The 17,489-nt window shown below is 33.2% G+C and carries 16 protein-coding genes; 7 read left to right on the top strand and 9 right to left on the bottom strand.

Features of this window, described 5'->3' with window-relative positions; genetic code table 11:
* Positions 1-6 precede the first annotated feature (6 nt).
* From rnc to pyk, 3 genes are all read left to right on the top strand, one after another.
* Complete coding sequence (gene rnc, locus ACN5J3_RS00195; protein ID WP_418510344.1) at positions 7-753, top strand: ribonuclease III; 747 nt, start codon at positions 7-9, stop codon at positions 751-753.
* A 118-nt stretch (positions 754-871) separates the two neighbouring features.
* Positions 872-1,357, top strand: a complete 486-nt coding sequence (locus ACN5J3_RS00190) for an IPExxxVDY family protein (protein ID WP_418510343.1) — start codon at positions 872-874, stop codon at positions 1,355-1,357.
* Positions 1,358-2,800: a pyruvate kinase gene (gene pyk / locus ACN5J3_RS00185; protein ID WP_418508730.1), complete on the top strand. Its 1,443-nt coding sequence runs from the start codon at positions 1,358-1,360 to the stop codon at positions 2,798-2,800. It begins immediately after the preceding gene.
* Between the two features lie 67 nt (positions 2,801-2,867).
* Here pyk and ACN5J3_RS00180 read toward each other — a convergent pair whose 3' ends face one another.
* The 4 genes from ACN5J3_RS00180 to dinB all read right to left on the bottom strand — a co-directional run bounded on the left by ACN5J3_RS00180 (position 2,868) and on the right by dinB (position 9,025).
* Complete coding sequence (locus tag ACN5J3_RS00180) at positions 2,868-5,651, bottom strand: sugar-binding domain-containing protein (RefSeq protein ID WP_418510342.1); 2,784 nt, start codon at positions 5,649-5,651, stop codon at positions 2,868-2,870.
* A 119-nt stretch (positions 5,652-5,770) separates the two neighbouring features.
* Entirely contained in the window at positions 5,771-6,790 is a 1,020-nt protein-coding gene (locus ACN5J3_RS00175) for a hypothetical protein (protein ID WP_418510341.1), read from the bottom strand.
* Positions 6,791-6,818: 28 nt separating this feature from the next.
* Positions 6,819-7,814, bottom strand: coding sequence for a WG repeat-containing protein (locus ACN5J3_RS00170; RefSeq protein ID WP_418510340.1), 996 nt, complete (start codon positions 7,812-7,814; stop codon positions 6,819-6,821).
* Positions 7,815-7,921: 107 nt separating this feature from the next.
* Positions 7,922-9,025, bottom strand: a complete 1,104-nt coding sequence (gene dinB / locus ACN5J3_RS00165) for a DNA polymerase IV (protein WP_418508725.1) — start codon at positions 9,023-9,025, stop codon at positions 7,922-7,924.
* 88 nt (positions 9,026-9,113) lie between these two features.
* On the opposite strand from dinB, the gene ACN5J3_RS00160 reads away from it, so the two are divergent.
* Both ACN5J3_RS00160 and ACN5J3_RS00155 read left to right on the top strand, forming a co-directional pair.
* A complete protein-coding gene (locus ACN5J3_RS00160; RefSeq protein WP_418510339.1) occupies positions 9,114-9,587 on the top strand; it encodes a CYTH domain-containing protein in 474 nt (157 codons plus the stop codon).
* Positions 9,584-10,126 carry a YciI family protein gene (locus ACN5J3_RS00155; protein WP_418510338.1) on the top strand — a complete coding sequence of 181 codons (543 nt, stop codon included), beginning with the start codon at positions 9,584-9,586 and terminating at the stop codon, positions 10,124-10,126. The genes ACN5J3_RS00160 and ACN5J3_RS00155 overlap by 4 nt, the downstream gene beginning before the upstream one ends.
* Here ACN5J3_RS00155 and ACN5J3_RS00150 read toward each other — a convergent pair whose 3' ends face one another.
* Positions 10,127-11,041, bottom strand: a complete 915-nt coding sequence (locus tag ACN5J3_RS00150) for an AEC family transporter (protein ID WP_418510337.1) — start codon at positions 11,039-11,041, stop codon at positions 10,127-10,129.
* Positions 11,042-11,187: 146 nt separating this feature from the next.
* On the opposite strand from ACN5J3_RS00150, the gene ACN5J3_RS00145 reads away from it, so the two are divergent.
* On the top strand, positions 11,188-13,065 hold the full coding sequence (locus tag ACN5J3_RS00145; protein WP_418510336.1) for a T9SS type B sorting domain-containing protein: 1,878 nt from the start codon (positions 11,188-11,190) through the stop codon (positions 13,063-13,065).
* Between the two features lie 5 nt (positions 13,066-13,070).
* On the opposite strand, the gene ACN5J3_RS00140 is transcribed toward ACN5J3_RS00145, so the two are convergent.
* The 3 genes from ACN5J3_RS00140 to ACN5J3_RS00130 are packed head-to-tail and all read right to left on the bottom strand — an operon-like array spanning position 13,071 to position 15,183.
* Positions 13,071-13,385: an antibiotic biosynthesis monooxygenase family protein gene (locus tag ACN5J3_RS00140; RefSeq protein WP_418510335.1), complete on the bottom strand. Its 315-nt coding sequence runs from the start codon at positions 13,383-13,385 to the stop codon at positions 13,071-13,073.
* Positions 13,382-14,104 (bottom strand): YqjF family protein, encoded by a 723-nt coding sequence (locus tag ACN5J3_RS00135; RefSeq protein ID WP_418510334.1) that lies wholly within the window; start codon positions 14,102-14,104, stop codon positions 13,382-13,384. The genes ACN5J3_RS00140 and ACN5J3_RS00135 overlap by 4 nt, the downstream gene beginning before the upstream one ends.
* A 2-nt stretch (positions 14,105-14,106) precedes the next feature.
* A complete protein-coding gene (locus ACN5J3_RS00130) occupies positions 14,107-15,183 on the bottom strand; it encodes an isoaspartyl peptidase/L-asparaginase family protein (RefSeq protein WP_418510333.1) in 1,077 nt (358 codons plus the stop codon).
* A gap of 122 nt (positions 15,184-15,305) precedes the next feature.
* Between ACN5J3_RS00130 and ACN5J3_RS00125 the strand changes: the two genes are divergently transcribed.
* Complete coding sequence (locus tag ACN5J3_RS00125; RefSeq protein ID WP_344726775.1) at positions 15,306-16,859, top strand: aldehyde dehydrogenase family protein; 1,554 nt, start codon at positions 15,306-15,308, stop codon at positions 16,857-16,859.
* 80 nt (positions 16,860-16,939) lie between these two features.
* Here the strand turns inward: ACN5J3_RS00125 and ACN5J3_RS00120 are convergent, their stop codons facing one another.
* On the bottom strand, positions 16,940-17,380 hold the full coding sequence (locus ACN5J3_RS00120; protein WP_418510332.1) for a lipocalin family protein: 441 nt from the start codon (positions 17,378-17,380) through the stop codon (positions 16,940-16,942).
* Between the last annotated feature and the right edge of the window lie 109 nt (positions 17,381-17,489).

Here is a 17,489-nt window from a genome sequence, read left to right as displayed (position 1 = left end):
CAACGAATGAAACACATTCGAAACATATTAAATTCCCGTTCTAAAACAGACGGGAATTTTTTTGTGTCTATCCAAAAAATTTTAGGATTCAAACCAAAAAACTTAAATGTTTATAAAACTGCTTTTACGCATCGTTCAATGAATATCAAAGATGCTTCAGGGCATGCTATAAACTATGAACGGTTAGAGTTTTTAGGAGACGCTATGTTAGGCTCTGTAATAGCCTCTCACTTATTTATTGAAGTACCTAGCGGTGACGAAGGTTATCTTACCAAAATGCGCTCTAAAGTTGTAAGTAGAGAACATTTAAACGAATTAGGAAAAGAACTTGGCTTAATAAAACATATAGAAAGTAAAATACCTAAAGGCCAGTTTGGCGACAACATTCACGGAAATTTATTTGAAGCATTAGTTGGAGCAATCTTTTTAGATAGAGGCTACAAGTATTGCGAAAAATTTGTTTACAATCGTGTTATTATACCTTACGTTGATATTGAGCAGTTAGAAGGAAAAGTAATAAGCTATAAAAGTTTATTAATAGAATGGTGTCAAAAAGAAAAGAAAACTTTTGAATATGATGTTTATGATGACACAGGAAATGATGATATAAGACACTTTTCCGTAAAACTATCTATTGATAAAAAAATTGTAGCAAAAGCCCGAGCTACATCCAAGAAAAAAGCAGAAGAAAAAGCATCAAAACGAGCCTTTTTTGTTTTCCAAAAACAGATTTCTAAAACACTATCAGATTAAAATATCATCTTTATAAAAAATCCCTGCTAACTACAACGTTTTCGGAATAATATTAAGGAAAAGATAACTTTATTAATCGTTATAAATACTATATTTACCCCTATATTAGTTTGAGTAAATGGCTGTAAAAAAGTTAATTCTTGATGATTTTATTGATGATGTAAACTATACATTAATAGCAGTTCATTGTTCTATAGAAGGTTATAGACTCGCTTATTTTTTAAACAAAAAATTGGGTTTAAACCTGAAACGAAAACGCGAAGATATAGACCTTAATACACTTGCTAAATATCCCATTTTTGAATGGGAAGACATAAAACAACAAGTAACTTGGCATTTGGTGTCTAATGTTTGCAGAATAGAAGAAGTGATTCAACCACAGGAAAACACATTATTTCATTCTCAAGCCACACGTCAAAACACTTTTTACTTAATACCAGAATATAAAAGAGTGAATTATTTTTTAAAGATAAATGACGATGGGCTTTTATCTAAAAACAGTAAAAAAACTCTAAGCAATATTCAAGAAATACCACATATAATAACGGCTTACAACGTAGATGTGGATACTATAAAATCAAAAAACAATTTAATATTTTATTAGATGTTAAACAGAAAAAAAACAAAAATAGTAGCAACATTAGGTCCTGCAACCAGCAAAAAAGAAGTTTTAAAAGCAATGCTTGATGAAGGCGTAAATGTATTTAGAATCAATTTTTCACACGCTGATTACAGTGACGTTACAGAGCGTATTAAGATGATACGCGAGCTTAACGATGAGTTTGGTTACAACGCAGCAATTTTAGGCGATTTACAAGGTCCTAAACTTCGCGTTGGTACTATGAAGGGCGAAGTCATAGTAAATGAAGGAGACGAGATTGTTTTTGCTACAGGAAAACGTTTTGAAGGAACAAAAGAGCGTGTTTACATGACGTATGATAATTTTCCGCAAGATGCCAAACCAGGAGAGCGTATTTTATTAGATGACGGAAAATTAATTTTTGAAGTAGTTTCTACTGATAAAAAGAGTGAAGTAACTGCTCGTGTTATACAAGGTGGACCACTAAAGTCTAAAAAAGGTGTAAATCTTCCAAACACAAATATTTCGCAACCTGCTTTAACAGAGAAAGATATTGAAGACGCTATTTTTGCTATCAATCAACAAGTAGACTGGATTGCATTATCATTTGTGCGTCATGCTGAAGACTTAATGCAGCTAGAAACATTAATAAATGAACATAGCGACCATAAAATACCTATCATAGCAAAAATTGAAAAGCCAGAAGCTGTAGAAAACATTGATAAAATTGTAGCATACTGTGACGGTTTAATGGTAGCGCGTGGTGATTTAGGTGTTGAAATCCCAGCTGAAGAAGTGCCGTTAATTCAAAAAAAATTAGTACTTCGTGCAAAGCAAGCTAGAATTCCGGTAATTATTGCAACACAAATGATGGAAACCATGATTTCTAGCCTAACACCAACTAGAGCTGAAGTAAATGATGTTGCTAACTCTGTAATGGATGGTGCTGATGCAGTTATGCTTTCAGGAGAAACATCTGTAGGTAGTTATCCTGTTCAAGTTATCAGACAAATGTCTAATATTATAAAGAGTGTTGAAGATTCTTCACTTATTAAAGTGCCACAAATGCCGCCTCACATTCGTACAAAAAGATATATTACTAAATCTATTTGTTATCATGCAGCAAATATGGCCAATGAAATAAATGCTAGTGCTATTTCTACCTTAACAAATAGCGGTTACACAGCATTTCAAATTTCCGCATGGAGACCTAGCGCTCATATTTTAGTTTTTACTTCAAATAAACGTATTTTAACACAGTTAAGCTTGCTTTGGGGTGTTAATGCATTTTTCTATGATAAATTTGTAAGTACTGATGAAACTATAGAAGATGTAAACGCAATTGCTTGTAAAAAAGGATACCTAAAAGAAGGCGATATGCTTGTTAGTCTTGCAGCAATGCCAATTCAAGAAAAAGGTATGGTGAATACATTACGTGTTACAGAGATTTCCAGCTGTAATTTTTAAATAAAGGTTATTAATAAATTAGAATACTCATTGTAAAAACTTATTTACAATGAGTATTTTTTTTTGTTTAAAATATAGTTTTTAAGCTGCTTATATCTAAACTCTGTTCTGGATTAAAATCGGAAGAATTCATGTAGTTTAATATAGATTTATATAGCTGTAGTGCTTCAGGTTTATCTACAAGTTTTTGTAATTGAGACATGCATACTAACAGTTTTCCGTTTCCAACTTTAAATTCAAATATCAATCCTAATTTGTGGTTTCTTTGTAAGTTGTCTATAACTTGAATAATAGGTAAATAGCTTTTTGGTAATTTATCTAATACAAGCGAATGACTTTCCTTAATAATCGAGAACCATTGCCAGTTTGTATGAAAATCAGTTGGGAAACTATTAAAAATAGGATGGTTTGGGTCTGTTAATAAGCCTAAAGTTCCTGGAGAAATTGGCTTTTTTGAGTTTATACTTATGTTTTTAAACATCTCATAATTCCAAAAATCAGGAGGAAAAAGCCCCGGAATACTATTCGTTTTTATAGAGTTTACATCAGGGAAATACAAAACACTTTTGCCTTCTTTTAAAGCATTTAACGTAGACGTTTTTAAAGTTTCGGTAATTACAATCTCAGATGGTTCAAGTTTTTCTATAGGTTGATATACCCAAATAGGATATGAATTACTATAATCAGAATTAGAGATAGAGAGATTTAGAATTAATTTTTCATTAGTTTTTATGTCTGAAAAATCAGCTTGTATAGATCCAATATCAGACAAACCTTGATTGGCTATGCTTTTAGTATCAAATGTTCCTTGTTTAATAGTAGCACCATTTGGCTTATTTAAACTCCAAGTTACGGTATTATCAATAGCTGAATCAGAATAATTAGCAACAACTACTTTAGCACTAAAAGTGTCATTGGTGGTCCAACAATATTTTGAGAATTCTGCAAGCAAAACAATGTCATTGCAAGACTGTTTCCATGTTTTTGGAGTTACTACGTTTTTACTGTCCATAAAAGCATCTAAAACGCCAACTAAAGCAGTGCCTTGTCCTGGGAAATCTTGCAAATCAAGTAATTGAAACCCGCCAAAACCTTTGGTTCTTATTGCGGCTTCCATTTCAGCTTTATAGCATAGCGCAGACCAAGCTCCTGAAGCTTTCTGAAACATATGATCCATGTTTTTCATTCCAGATTTTTCTAATCGTTGTTTGAAAATTTCTAGATTATCAGCTTTAAGAACACCTGTGTACTTTTTTATTTCATTATAATCAGGATATATTTGATATTGACCAATTTCATGGCTTATGATGGGCATGTTTATGTGATCTACAGGAAATTTAAATGTAGTTGTTGTTGACGGTATTTTGGTATTTAAAATTCCACCATCTATAGCATCAGGAAAAGCATGGGTTAATCTAGTGTGCCCAATTGTTGCGTTGCCATTTTCAGGTATACGAGCGCCAACAAAAAAGTCGCTATAGGGTTCGGGTTTCATATATCCAATATTATTGTTAGATCCCATTGTGTATAAAGGCCTATTGTCGTGTAGTTTTAAAGCCGTCATATTTTTTTTAACTCTTTCATGTCCACTCCAAATTTCATTACCAGGAGAAATCATTACAAATGATGGGTGATTTGCGTAAGCGTCCAACATAGCGTATCCTTCTCTTCTTTGCATTTTCATGATTGAGTCACTATCTAGTCCGCCCCAGAAAGGTAATTCAACTTGTAAATATATACCTTCTTGATCTGCAGCTGTAAAAGCAGCTTCAGGTGGACAATATGTGTGAAAACGATAGTGGTTGATACCGTAAGATTTAGCAATCTTATATATGTTTACCCAATCCTTGACATTCATAGGAGGAAATCCTGTAATGGGAAAAACAGCAGCCTCATGCTTACCTCTTAAAAAAGTGACTCTGTTGTTTATGGTAAATTGCGTGCCTTTGGCTTTAAATTCTCGCATACCAAATGAAACTGTTTTTGAATCCGTTATTTTATCGCTATGAATGGTTGCAGTGAGTTTAAAAAGAGGTTGTTGATATTCGTCCCAAATACTCATGTTTTCTCCTAAATCATAATCTAATACGAGTTCTTTTTTAAAAGTCTGTTGTATGGTTTTTGATGGGAGTTTTGTTGTGATGCCGTTTATGGTTTTTTCAACATTAAGAACAATAGTTCCTTCAGGAATGTTGAGTTTGTTCTCTATGCCAAGATTCACTGTAATTTTTTTATTTTTTATATCTGGGTATACTTGTAGGTTTTTAATATAGGTTTTATCTGTGGCTTCTAAAAAGAGGTTCCCTAATATTCCATTCCAGTTTGTTTGCGTGTCGTTACTGTAAATATGCACATTGCCATAGGGCGTTAGTTTTAAGTCGTTATTTATTTTAATGGTTATGGTATGTTTTCCAGGAGACAGATAGTCTGAAACATCAAATTTTTGAGTTGACTGTAAAATTTGAGAAGTGCCAATTACATGCTTATCAATCCATACTTTTGAAGTTTTGGTTCGTTCTAGGTTTAGAGTGATATGTTTATTATTAAAACTTTCAGGAATAAAAACTTCTTTTTGGTACCATGCTATACCTTCGTATGTGTATACTCGGTTTAAATGCATACTGGTTGTATCAGTATTTTTATACCCTTTTTTGTTTTGATCAGTAGTTCCAGGAAGTATAATAGAGTCGTTTAATACCGATGAAAACCAAGTGTCGTTCTCTCCTACGGCATTACTGTCTAATGCAAATTTCCAGTAGCCTTCAAGGTTTATTTTGCTTCTTTTGTAGTCTGATTTTGGGGCACAGGATGCCATGAAGGTTAATACCAAAAGAGAGAGGATATATTTCATAAAACAGGCTGTTTTTAATATACTAAAATCGGCTATTTAAATAAGAGTGCAAAATTCTTTCAAAATTCAGTCTTTAATTCCAATAGTGTGCTTTGTTTTGTTTTTATAAAAAATGAGCTTTAATAATTAGGGTCAAATTGTTGGTCAATAGCTTTTAAAATAGACGCTTTGGTTTGCTTTTCAATAGTATCAAGCATTTTAAAAAGGGTTTCTATTGTTTTTTCTTTATATAGAAAATGTCCGTCTTCAAGTTGTTCAAAAACATCTTTAATACCATGAGAGCCACTTAATGAAAACGCATCACTATTACCATATAAACTAATAGTAAACCATTCTTTTAAATAATGTTCGGTTTTCCAAAGTTTTATGCTTTTCCAATAGAAGCTCCAATAGCCATTGGGCTCATGGGTTTTAAGTGTGAATTCTTTTTCTGGTTTTAGCTGCTTTAATTCTGTAAGAACAGCTTCCATCTTATTTGTAATTGATGAAATGAGTTTAGCTTTATCAGCGTCCGACGATGCTTCAGATTTTTGATTTCTAAACTGTTTACTATTTAGCAATTGCTTTGCTTTGTTTTTTACGCCTTTAGTAGCGCCATCTTGCGATAATTTTTCTACATCAGTATTGGTAACAGCTTTGTGGTCTAATAGTAACTCTTGAAGTTTTTTATGGTTAGATGTCATTATTCTTTCTACAAGTTCTTTTGTTAAATCGTTAGTTAACAACTCTTGTCTTATAGCTTCATTAGGTTCGTCTACAACACCAGGTTGTAGTAAAATGCGAGTATCTGTGTAAGGCTTTAAATAAAACAGTAAATGATTTAGCTTATCAACTAGTTCTAATCGGTTTTTGGTAGAAAACTCTAATTCTGGCGCTTCCCAAACGCCTTCATAGTCTAGTGTATTGGTTTTAGTATTGAATTTTGGCAGTAAACAAATAACCTGCAATTGGTACGCACCATTAATATCGCCTTCTGGTCGCCATGATACATCAATAGCTTTTAATCGTGTGTGTGAACTAATAAGCAATAGAGAACTGCTTGTAAACTCGTGTATGGTGTCTTCTGTTGGATCTGTATCTGTTAACAAATTCCAATCAACTGTCCAGCCTGCTGGTATTTTTAAGGGTTGAAGGTTCATTTTCAAAAATTACTAATGTAAGATTTATTTAGTCTTCAATCCAAATGGCTTGTTTATAAAAAGGATATGGCAAATCGTCGAGCGTTTCATATTTAAATTCTGATTCTTCTTTGCCTGTTAACCAGTTTACCCAACCCCATTTTCCATCTTTTTTCATAGCCAGTTTTAGTACACCATCTGCATCAAAATTTTTATAATCTTCGTAAATACAAGGTACTGAAAGTTTGGTGTTTTCATTATAACTCCAATAAGACAAATGCATCCCTACTTTTCCTTTGTTGTAAACTGCCGTGTATTTTGAGTTGTATCCAAAAAAACGAATACTGTCGTATTTTGCAGGTATGAGTGTTGTTAAATCATTTTCGCCTAATGACTGATACATGCCCCATTTTTTTGAGGCTTTATTCCTTGCTTTAAAAACACCATCGCCATTACTTTCATCAAAAATGAGTATATCAGCTTTTAGTTTTTTCTTGGAAGCTACAAACATATCTTTTGCCCAACCTTCTATCCAAACCAATGGTACATCTTCTGGACTATCGAAAGTGGGATCTACTAAAACCACATCTTCAAACCAATCTACTAATCCCCATTTTTCGTTTTGCTTTATAAGTGCGTAATACCTACTATCTACTTCCTTCATTTTTACAGCGTCATAGATGTAGTTGGCTCTCTCAGCAGCATCGTGTATTTCGTAAGGATTTAAAAGAATACCGTATTTCTTTTTGATTTTTACAATTGTAAAAGGTTCCATGTTTTTAAACCAGCCAATGGAATCGAATTTTGGTGCTACTACTTCATCAAAGTCAATAACTGCTTCATCTAAATCATAATAGGCATCTATATTGTAAACGCCCCATTTTTTGGTGGATTTCATCTTTACTTTTGCCAAATTATTTTCGTCAGTAATCCACTCAATATCTTTTCCTTTAATGTGCTTCAGGATTTGTTTGTCTGTTATGTTTTGGGCTTCTAAATAAAAAGGAGAAGATAGAACAATTAATAAGCAAAAAATATTACGCATTTAAAAAAGTTTAAGTTTTTAACAGCTGGTTGTTACCAAATAACGAGAAGTAATTTACATAAAATAGATTATTAATTCACAAGTTATACATATGTAAGATAGAATTATTAAAACTCAAACCTTAACTGTACACTAACTTCTTTTTTGGGTGTTGTTTGTTTTGGCTTTTTTTCAGTGTTGAGGTTAGAGAGTGAAATACCTAAAAGCCTTACCGAGTTTTGTAGTTTTTCTTGGTATAATAGGTCTTTTGCGGTTTCTAGAATAATGCTTTTGTCACTTATAAAATAAGGTAAGGTTTTGCTTCTGGTTTGTAGCGTAAAGTCACTATACTTTATTTTTAGGGTTACCGTTTTTCCGGAAACACCACTTTTATTGAGACGGCGAGAAACTTCTTCGGCAATATGGTCTAATTTTTCTAGCATAAATACTTCGGATGATAGGTTCTCACTAAAGGTACGTTCAGCAGCAAGTGATTTTCTAATACGGTTAGGCTTTACCTCACTGGTATGAATACCACGAACTACAAAATAATAGTATCTGCCAGATTTACCAAAATGTGTGTCAAGATATTCTAGAGATTTACTTTTTAAGTCTTTGCCAGTAAAAATACCTTTTTGATACATTTTTTCAGCGGTCACTTTGCCAACCCCATAAAATTTACGAATATCTAATGCTTCTAAAAAAGGTAGAACTTCTTCTGGTGTTACTGTTTTTTGTCCGTTAGGCTTGTTGTAGTCACTAGCCACTTTTGCAATAAACTTATTAATAGAAATCCCTGCTGAAGCAGTTAAGCCTACCTCATCAAAAATACGCGCTCTAATTTCTTTGGCAATAAGTGAACCGCTAGGATTACCTTTTTTATTATTAGTTACATCTAGGTATGCTTCATCTAGAGAAAGTGGTTCAACTAAATCTGTATACTCAAAAAAAATTTTTCGGATTTTTTTTGAAATGTCATGATACCTATCAAAACGTGGTCTTACAAAAATAAGATCAGGACATAAACGCTTGGCTTTTACACCGCTCATAGCGCTTCTTACTCCAAATTTACGAGCTTCGTAGCTAGCCGCGCTTACCACACCTCGCTTGCTGCTGCCGCCAACAGCAAGAGGTTTCCCTTGTAATTCAGGGTTATCCATTTGCTCAACAGATGCATAAAAAGCATCCATATCTACATGAATAATTTTTCGAATTGGTAAATCGTTTGGCATGATGTAAATTTACTAATTCCTATGAAGCAAGGATTATAAATTTTAAGTTAAAAGATGAAATAGATTTTCATTTTTTTGGAAAGCATATATGGAAGAAATAGAGCGAAAATTTTTAGTAAAATCATCAGCTTTTAAAGACGAAGCGTTTAAGAATACACGAATTATACAAGGGTTTTTAAACACACATCCTGCGCGTACAGTAAGAGTAAGACTTAAGGGCGATAAAGGATTTTTAACTGTAAAAGGTTTATCAAGCAATGATGGTTTATCGCGTTTTGAATGGGAAAAAGAAATAGCTGAAGATGAAGCAAAAAGTCTTTTAGAGCTATGCGAAGAAGGTGTTATAGATAAAATGCGTTATGAAGTTTCTTATGGTGATCACATTTTTGAAGTTGATGAGTTTTTTGGAGAAAACAAGGGCTTGGTTATAGCAGAAGTTGAGCTAAACCATACTGCAGAAGTTTTTAAAAAACCTTTATGGCTCGGTAATGAGGTTACAGGACACACAAAATACTACAATTCACAATTAAGTATAAACCCTTTTAAACAATGGAATTTATGAAAAAAACAATACTCTTTACATTGATAGCTTTAGCGCTTGTATCTTGTAAAAAAGACACAAAAAAACAAGAAAATTTTTCTAAATCGCCTGTAGAAGTTTCAGAAGAAACGACTCCAAGTAATGTTGTAAAAGAAGAACCGATTGAAAAAAAATCTGCTTCTATTTTAAAAAAAGAACTTACAAATAAAGGATACAAAATTTTTGATTACGTAGACGAGAAAACCCAAGACACAGTGCTAATGCAGCAATACTTTATGGTTTTTTTAAAAAAAGGACCAATTAGATCTCAAAATGAAGAAGAAGCTGCAGCATTACAAAAAGCACATTTAGAACATTTAGGGCGTATGTATGACGAAGGTTACGCTGATATTTCTGGGCCATTTGGCGACGATGGAGATATAAGAGGCGTTACAATTTATAACGTACCAACACTAAAAATGGCTGATAGTTTAGCTAATTTAGACCCTATGGTAAAAGCAGAACGCTTGGTAATAGAGGTGCATCCGTGGTGGGCTGCCAAAGGTTTTCCGTTAAGGTAATTACAAAATATAAGTAATTATGTAATACCATATAGCCAGTGTTAAAAAGGAAAGCGGTATTCCAATACTAACTATCATATTACTTAACCTAGGTTTTAGTCCGTAAGCACTACAAACTATAGCGGCAGTAATCATAGGAGCCATACCTGCTTCCATAACACATACATCAATGTCAACACCAGATTGCCCCAAAATAATACGGTAAAAAAGTAAAATAAATAAAGGCCAAACAATAAGTTGTTGGGTTAGCACTAATGCTAAAAACCCCCAATGTTTACTTCTCTTTTGTATATTAAGTTGAAAACCTACAGAGACTAAAGCTAATGGTGTTACTGTTGCTGAAAGTTTTTCAAAAACACTATCAATAACCTCTGGAACTTGAATGCTAAAAGCAATAATAAGAATCCCAACACAGAACGCAATAAATGGAGGAAATCCCAAGATGCGTTTAGTTATTTGATTTAAGTCTGTTTTTCCTCTAGAATAAGTAGCGGCAACCAATACACCAACCGTAGACAGCGTTATAAATGTGCCTGGCAGATCAACTAGAACAAGTGTTTCAAGGCCTTGCTTACCGTATATTGCTTCTATAACAGGTATTCCTACAAATGATGTGTTACCTAAACCTCCCATCAAAATGGTGCAGCCTATTAGGCTTCTAGACCACTTTAGCCATTTACCTAAAAAATAAAACAATAAAAAGGACAACAAAAAACCTATCCAAGCAACACCAATAGGAAAAAATAACTTTTCAGAAATCTGTATTTTAGGCAAGTAATGCAATGCCATAGCAGGCAATGAAATATAAATAACAAATTTATTAAGAACAACTGCTGTTTCTTTAGGAAAAACTTGACTCTTTTTAAAAATGAAACCTAAAAATAAACAAAGAAAAAGAAGGATGATACTTGCCATATTATAAAGAATGTAAAAATACGATTTTATGACCTAAAGCGATGTTGCTAATTGAAGACTTTTTACGCAAACGTTTTCGTTAACAAATACTTGTTAATCCTTTAATATTTCTATTGTTTTATTGGTTTAATAGCTATTTTTAGCACGTGAAATTATCAATAATTAAGTTTCGTTTTATAAGCATTTTTTTATGTGCTTTGTTTTGTAATAGCATAAATGCGCAATTAGGATTTTGCAGTGGGAATTCTGGAGATCCTATTTTTTTAGAAACCTTTGGTTCTGGTACAACAAATGGACCCGCATTAGCAGCAGGAACTACTAGTTATAATTATGTAAATGATAGTCCAGACGATGGTAATTATACCATATCAAGCAGCACTAATTGGTTTGATTGGCACGCTACACAAGATCATACACCAAATGATACAAATGGAAAATGCTTTATAGTAAATGCTGATTTTACTTCAGGTGAGTTTTTTAGAACAACAATATCTGGCCTTTGTGAAAACACTACGTATGAATTTTCAGCATGGCTATTAAATTTATTACCAGCAAGTGGTTGTAGTGGTAATGGAATTCCTGTAAATGTAAAATTTCAAATATGGGACGATACTGATACTACTGTGCTAGCAACAGGAGATACTGGCGATATTCAAGGAACAACATCTCCTAGATGGGAGCAATATGGATTGGTTTTTAGTACGTTGCCAGGTCAAACATCTGTAATACTAAAAATGATAAACAATGGAACAGGTGGCTGCGGAAATGATTTAGCTATTGATGATATTGTTTTTAAGTCTTGTGGAGACTATATTTCAATATCTAATCAAGCCAATGAGCATAGTGCTTCAATTTGCGGAAATGATACACCTTACACAACATCGCTTACTGTGTATCCTGATAATTCAATTTTTTCTACACATTTTTATCAGTGGCAACAAAGCATAGATGGTAATATTTGGAATGATATACCAGGAGCTAATAATGCAACATATCAAACACCATTACTTACAACAACAACTTATTATAGAGCAAAAGTATCTGAAGATGCCATTAATTTAGCAAACGATTTATGTAATGTGGTTTCTGATGTTTTTTCAATAGAAATTACAACAAACCCTAATTTTCCTATAAGTAACGGCGACCTTGTAGTATGTGAGGATGACTTAATGCCTTTATCTGTTACTGTTACAAATAACGCTACAGTAAATTGGTATGATAGCCCTAATGGAGGCAACTTATTAGCGAGTAACACAACAACATACCAACCAGAAAATTCAGGAGTATATTTTGCAGAGGCGGTTTCTCAAAATGGCAACTGTACATCTGTTTTAAGAACAGCTTTAAATTATAGAATTAGTAATTTGCCTGTAGTTTTTGATGAAGATTTAGAGTTTTGTGAAGGAGATACCATAACGTTACAAGCAGGTGTTTCTAATATGAACTACGTGTGGAGTACAGGCGAAACATCAGAGACAATTCGTGTTAGCCAAGAAGGAGAATATACCGTAATAGTTACAAATACAGACGGATGCTCAAGTGTTAAGACTTTGCGTGTTACCCAAATAGATATTCCGGTGATTGATACGATAGAATCAGTAGGAAATACTATAAATATTACGATGCAAAATACGGGTGATTTTGAATATTCTTTAGATGGATATTATTATCAGTCAAGTCCTGTTTTTTATAATGTTTCTGGGAATTATTATAACATACATGTTAGAGAACTTAATGGCTGTGGTGTTATAATTAAAAAGTATCTTCACTTTGTTGTGCCTAGTTTTTTTACACCAAATAACGATGGAATAAATGATACGTTCTTGCTTATAGGTATAGAGACTTATGAGTTATCTGAAGTGTCTATTTTTGATAGATATGGAAAGCTTTTAAAAAGCGCAAAAAATGAATCTTTCTCTTGGAATGGAACGTTTAATAATATAGAATTACCATCAGATGATTATTGGTATGTTATTAAAATTGATAATCAAGAGTTTATTGGGCATTTTACACTAAAGCGATAGGTAAATTATTTGTGTAAAAACTCATAATCATTTACAACCTTGCATATTCTCACGCGGTACCAATCATACCATATTTCTTGTCCCTTTTGTTGAGCTAATATATGTTCAGTGTTTTGTTTCCATTGAGATATGGACTCAAGATCTCTCCAATAACTTACCGTAATACCAATTTTGTTTCTAGCAGATTCAATTCCTAAAAAACCATCTTGAACTTTTGCTAAAGACGACATTTTGTTTGACATCTCTAGGTAACCATTGGTGTTTTCTGTTTGTGTAGAAGAAAAAATTACAGCGTAGTAAGGTGTAAAATCTTTTTTCATAAAGCATGTTTACGTTTGTTCCAAGCAAGCACCTGAACACCTTTAGAATAGTGAGCTCTATGAGGTGAATTGTTTAAAATATGATTAAATTTTGGATAGCTTATATCCAATTTTTTTATAGCTAAAGTTTCCAAAGGCCATTCTGCATGATGTACATCATAGGCAATTAAATGGTTCTTGTAATCTTGAAAAACAGCATATCGCTCTGTCAACCAAAGATCAGTTTTGTCTTTTGAGATGGGTTGTATTGGCAAGCGATATTCTGCGTAAAAAGAATCATTAGTGACAGCGTTTTTAGATGAATAAGAAAAACTATTTCGATTCATTTTAGCATGCTGATAAGGGAATTTAGACAGTCTCTTTAAAATGCTACAAGACGATTTTTTACTGCCTTCCATATTTAAAAAATAAACACTTGGTTTGTTATTATGAATAATATAAGTTCGTAAGTTTATTTCGTGAAAGTCAGATATATGAGGTATTCTGGGAATTGCTCTAATTCCAATATGATTCATATCAAACGCAACTAAACTTACCCAAGCTTTTCCGTTTATTAGATCTATTTTGAGAGGTTTAGGCACAAAAGGTTGTAAGTCTTCAAGGGCTATTTCCCAATGTAAAAAAAGCGCACGATTCCATTCCTGATAAAATATCCAAGATTTTTTTGGATAAGGAAATGACCTATGCCTAGTATGTTTTAAAATCTCTCTTGGTTTCAAAATTAATTTTTATATATCCCAATATAGAGTTCGCCTTTATCATTCATAGATGCACGATACATGCCGGCAGTATTAAACTCCATAACCATATTACCATGATTGTCAACAGCGATAATTCCACCATTACCACCTAGGTTTGGTATTTTTGTTTGAACGACTTCTTTAGCAGCCTCTTGTAAAGATAGTCCTTTATATTCCATCAATGCAGATATGTCATAAGCAGCCATGGCGCGAATAAAATATTCGCCCCAACCAGTGCTAGAGACAGCACATGTTTTGTTGTTTGCATATGTGCCGGCGCCAATTATAGGAGAATCGCCAATACGTCCCCAACGTTTATTGCTCATGCCTCCTGTTGATGTGCCCGCGGCAAGATTCCCGTTTTTATCCAAAGCAACACAGCCTACAGTTCCAAATTTAGAATCTTTTATTTTAGCATCATAAAATGCCATTTTATGATCGTTCTTTTCTATGGTTTCTTTTGCTTTTATGTGCTTTAAAGATTCAAATCTTTTGTCTGTAAAAAAGTAACTTGAGTCTACTGTTTCCAGACCTTGTTCAGAAGCAAAAGCATCAGCTCCTTCTCCAGAAAGCATTACATGTGGTGATTTTTCCATGACTAACCTGGCCAAATTAATAGGGTTTTTTACAGTTTTAGTTCCTGCAGAAGCTCCTGCATTTAGCGTTTTGCCATCCATAATAGATGCGTCTAGTTCGTTTGTTTCAGCGTTGGTAAAAACAGCACCTTTACCGGCGTTAAATAAGGGTGAATCTTCTAGTATATTTATAGTTTTTTCTACAGCATCAAGACTTGTTCCTCCTTCTTTTAAAATATTATACCCTGTTTTTATAGCCTCTTCTAGCTTTTCTTTGTAAACTTTTTCGTCTTCTGGTGTTAAGTTTTCTTTTAGAATAGTACCAGCACCACCGTGAATAACAATTGAAAAAGTAGAGGTTTGTACATTAGTGCTGTCAGGTTTTTTTAAGGTTTGTTTTTTAGATAAGGCTTTCAATTCAGATTCGTTCATACACCCAATACAAACAATAACCGAAAATAAAAGTAATAGGGTTTTCTTCATGATAAATGTGCTTTTATAAGGTGCATTAAAGTTAACATTTTTTAAAACTACAGATTAAGTTAAGCGACTTTTTATTAGTATATTCGCAAAAAGATTAGATAATAATAAAAAAATCAAAATTTATGCAAGCAGTTGCAAAAGATTTCGGAATTGAGAAAGCTTTACACGATTTAGGTGTTAAAGATATAAATGAAGGAACTTCAACAGGTTCTAATAGTTTTTCTAACGGAGACGTTATAGAAAGTTATTCTCCAGTTGACGGTAAATTGATAGGTAAAGTTAAAACAACTACCAAAGAAGACTATGAAAAAGTTATGGAGGCAGCAACATCTGCTTTTAAAACTTGGAAAACAATGCCAGCACCGCAACGAGGTGAAATTGTACGTCAATTTGGTGAAAAATTAAGAGAGCTTAAAGAGCCTTTAGGAAAACTTGTTTCTTATGAAATGGGAAAAAGTTACCAAGAAGGTTTGGGTGAAGTTCAAGAAATGATTGATATCTGTGATTTTGCAGTAGGTTTATCTCGCCAATTACATGGATTAACCATGCATTCAGAACGCCCAGGACATAGAATGTATGAACAATATCATCCGCTAGGTGTTGTTGGAATTATTTCGGCATTTAATTTCCCAGTAGCAGTTTGGAGCTGGAATACAGCTTTAGCTTGGATTTGTGGAGATGTATGCGTTTGGAAACCAAGTGAAAAAACACCATTAACAGGTGTTGCTTGTCAAAATATAGCCGCAGAAGTTTTTAAAGCAAACGGATTACCAGAAGGAATTTCTTGTTTAATTAACGGAGATTATAAGGTTGGAGAGTTTATGACAAAAGATAAGCGTGTTCCTTTAGTATCTGCAACAGGTTCTACAAGAATGGGTAAAATTGTTGCTCAAGAAGTAGCTGCTCGTTTAGGAAAAAGCTTATTAGAGTTAGGAGGAAACAATGCTATTATTGTAACGCCAGATGCTGATATTAAAATGACAGTAATTGGAGCTGTATTTGGAGCTGTAGGTACATGTGGTCAACGTTGTACAAGTACGCGTCGTTTAATTATACATGAGTCTATTTACGATCAAGTGAAAAATGCCGTAGTAGATGCTTACAAGCAATTACGTATAGGAAACCCTCTAGATGAAAACAATCATGTTGGTCCGTTAATTGATACGGATGCAGTAAAAATGTATCAGCATGCTTTAGAAAAAGTTGTTGAAGAAGGCGGAAACGTTGTAGTAGAAGGTGGCGTATTAGAAGGCGAAGGATATGAGTCTGGTTGTTATGTGAAACCAGCCATTGCAGAAGCATCTAATGAGTTTGAAATTGTTCAGCATGAAACATTTGCTCCAGTATTATACTTATTAAAATATTCTGGTGATGTAGAAAATGCTATTGATATGCAAAATGGTGTTGCTCAAGGTTTATCATCAGCTATTATGACTAATAATTTAAGAGAAGCAGAGCGTTTCTTATCTCATGCAGGAAGTGATTGTGGTATAGCAAACGTTAATATCGGAACTTCAGGAGCTGAAATAGGCGGTGCTTTTGGTGGAGAAAAAGAAACTGGAGGCGGTCGTGAATCAGGATCTGACGCTTGGAAGGTTTATATGAGACGCCAAACAAATACAATAAATTACACTACAGAGTTACCATTAGCTCAAGGTATAAAGTTTGATTTATAGTATTTCAGTTTAAAATAAATTTAAAAAAAGCCATTTTCTACAAAGAAAATGGCTTTTTTAGTTTTAAACCTAGCGAGAGATTATCTCATAAAATGAATTTCTGTTGTGTTGAATGAAATAACCAATTCTGTACTTGATAAGGTTAATATATTAACAATTTGAGTTGATCCAGAATCTGTTATGATAATTTGATCTTCATTGTTATTTAGCGAATATGTTCCTGATTCAAGACTTAATGATTCGCAGTTGCCGCCATTTAACCCAAAAGACTCGGCTATAATGATTCCATCATTGTTAAAATCAAAATACGTATTTTTTTCACAATCATTAGCCTCATGTGTTGTTGGTGGCGTTGTAGAAGTATTTACCCGTTTTTCTAAATACCATTTGTTTGCTAAAAGTTCTTGTGTTGTTGGTTCTGGAGGAAGTATCAGAACATCATCGTCGTTAGAGCAAGAAAATAAAGATATCATTGATATTACAATAATAAATGCGTTTAAGGGTTTCATAAATGTTTTCATAATAGTGTTTTTTTGTTCGTTTAACACTTTATAGTTTTAATTTAATAAGGTTAACATTTTAAATAATTAAAAAACAGATTCTTTAAACTTTGTTAAAAATTGCAAGGCT

Origin of the sequence: Corallibacter sp. (genome assembly GCF_048381695.1) — a bacterium.
GTDB lineage: Bacteria > Bacteroidota > Bacteroidia > Flavobacteriales > Flavobacteriaceae > Corallibacter > Corallibacter vietnamensis.
The sequence above is the reverse complement of the archived record's forward strand: the minus strand, read 5'-3'. Positions and strand labels throughout refer to the sequence as shown.

Bases quoted from the DNA above. Each gene is read 5' to 3' on its own strand.
- rnc (WP_418510344.1), top strand. From the start codon at position 7: ATGAAACACATTCGAAACATATTAAATTCCCGTTCTAAAACAGACGGG.
- ACN5J3_RS00190 (WP_418510343.1), top strand. From the start codon at position 872: ATGGCTGTAAAAAAGTTAATTCTTGATGATTTTATTGATGATGTAAAC.
- pyk (WP_418508730.1), top strand. From the start codon at position 1,358: ATGTTAAACAGAAAAAAAACAAAAATAGTAGCAACATTAGGTCCTGCA.
- ACN5J3_RS00180 (WP_418510342.1), bottom strand. From the start codon at position 5,651: ATGAAATATATCCTCTCTCTTTTGGTATTAACCTTCATGGCATCCTGT.
- ACN5J3_RS00175 (WP_418510341.1), bottom strand. From the start codon at position 6,790: ATGAACCTTCAACCCTTAAAAATACCAGCAGGCTGGACAGTTGATTGG.
- ACN5J3_RS00170 (WP_418510340.1), bottom strand. From the start codon at position 7,814: ATGCGTAATATTTTTTGCTTATTAATTGTTCTATCTTCTCCTTTTTAT.
- dinB (WP_418508725.1), bottom strand. From the start codon at position 9,025: ATGCCAAACGATTTACCAATTCGAAAAATTATTCATGTAGATATGGAT.
- ACN5J3_RS00160 (WP_418510339.1), top strand. From the start codon at position 9,114: ATGGAAGAAATAGAGCGAAAATTTTTAGTAAAATCATCAGCTTTTAAA.
- ACN5J3_RS00155 (WP_418510338.1), top strand. From the start codon at position 9,584: ATGAAAAAAACAATACTCTTTACATTGATAGCTTTAGCGCTTGTATCT.
- ACN5J3_RS00150 (WP_418510337.1), bottom strand. From the start codon at position 11,041: ATGGCAAGTATCATCCTTCTTTTTCTTTGTTTATTTTTAGGTTTCATT.
- ACN5J3_RS00140 (WP_418510335.1), bottom strand. From the start codon at position 13,385: ATGAAAAAAGATTTTACACCTTACTACGCTGTAATTTTTTCTTCTACA.
- ACN5J3_RS00130 (WP_418510333.1), bottom strand. From the start codon at position 15,183: ATGAAGAAAACCCTATTACTTTTATTTTCGGTTATTGTTTGTATTGGG.
- ACN5J3_RS00125 (WP_344726775.1), top strand. From the start codon at position 15,306: ATGCAAGCAGTTGCAAAAGATTTCGGAATTGAGAAAGCTTTACACGAT.
- ACN5J3_RS00120 (WP_418510332.1), bottom strand. From the start codon at position 17,380: ATGAAAACATTTATGAAACCCTTAAACGCATTTATTATTGTAATATCA.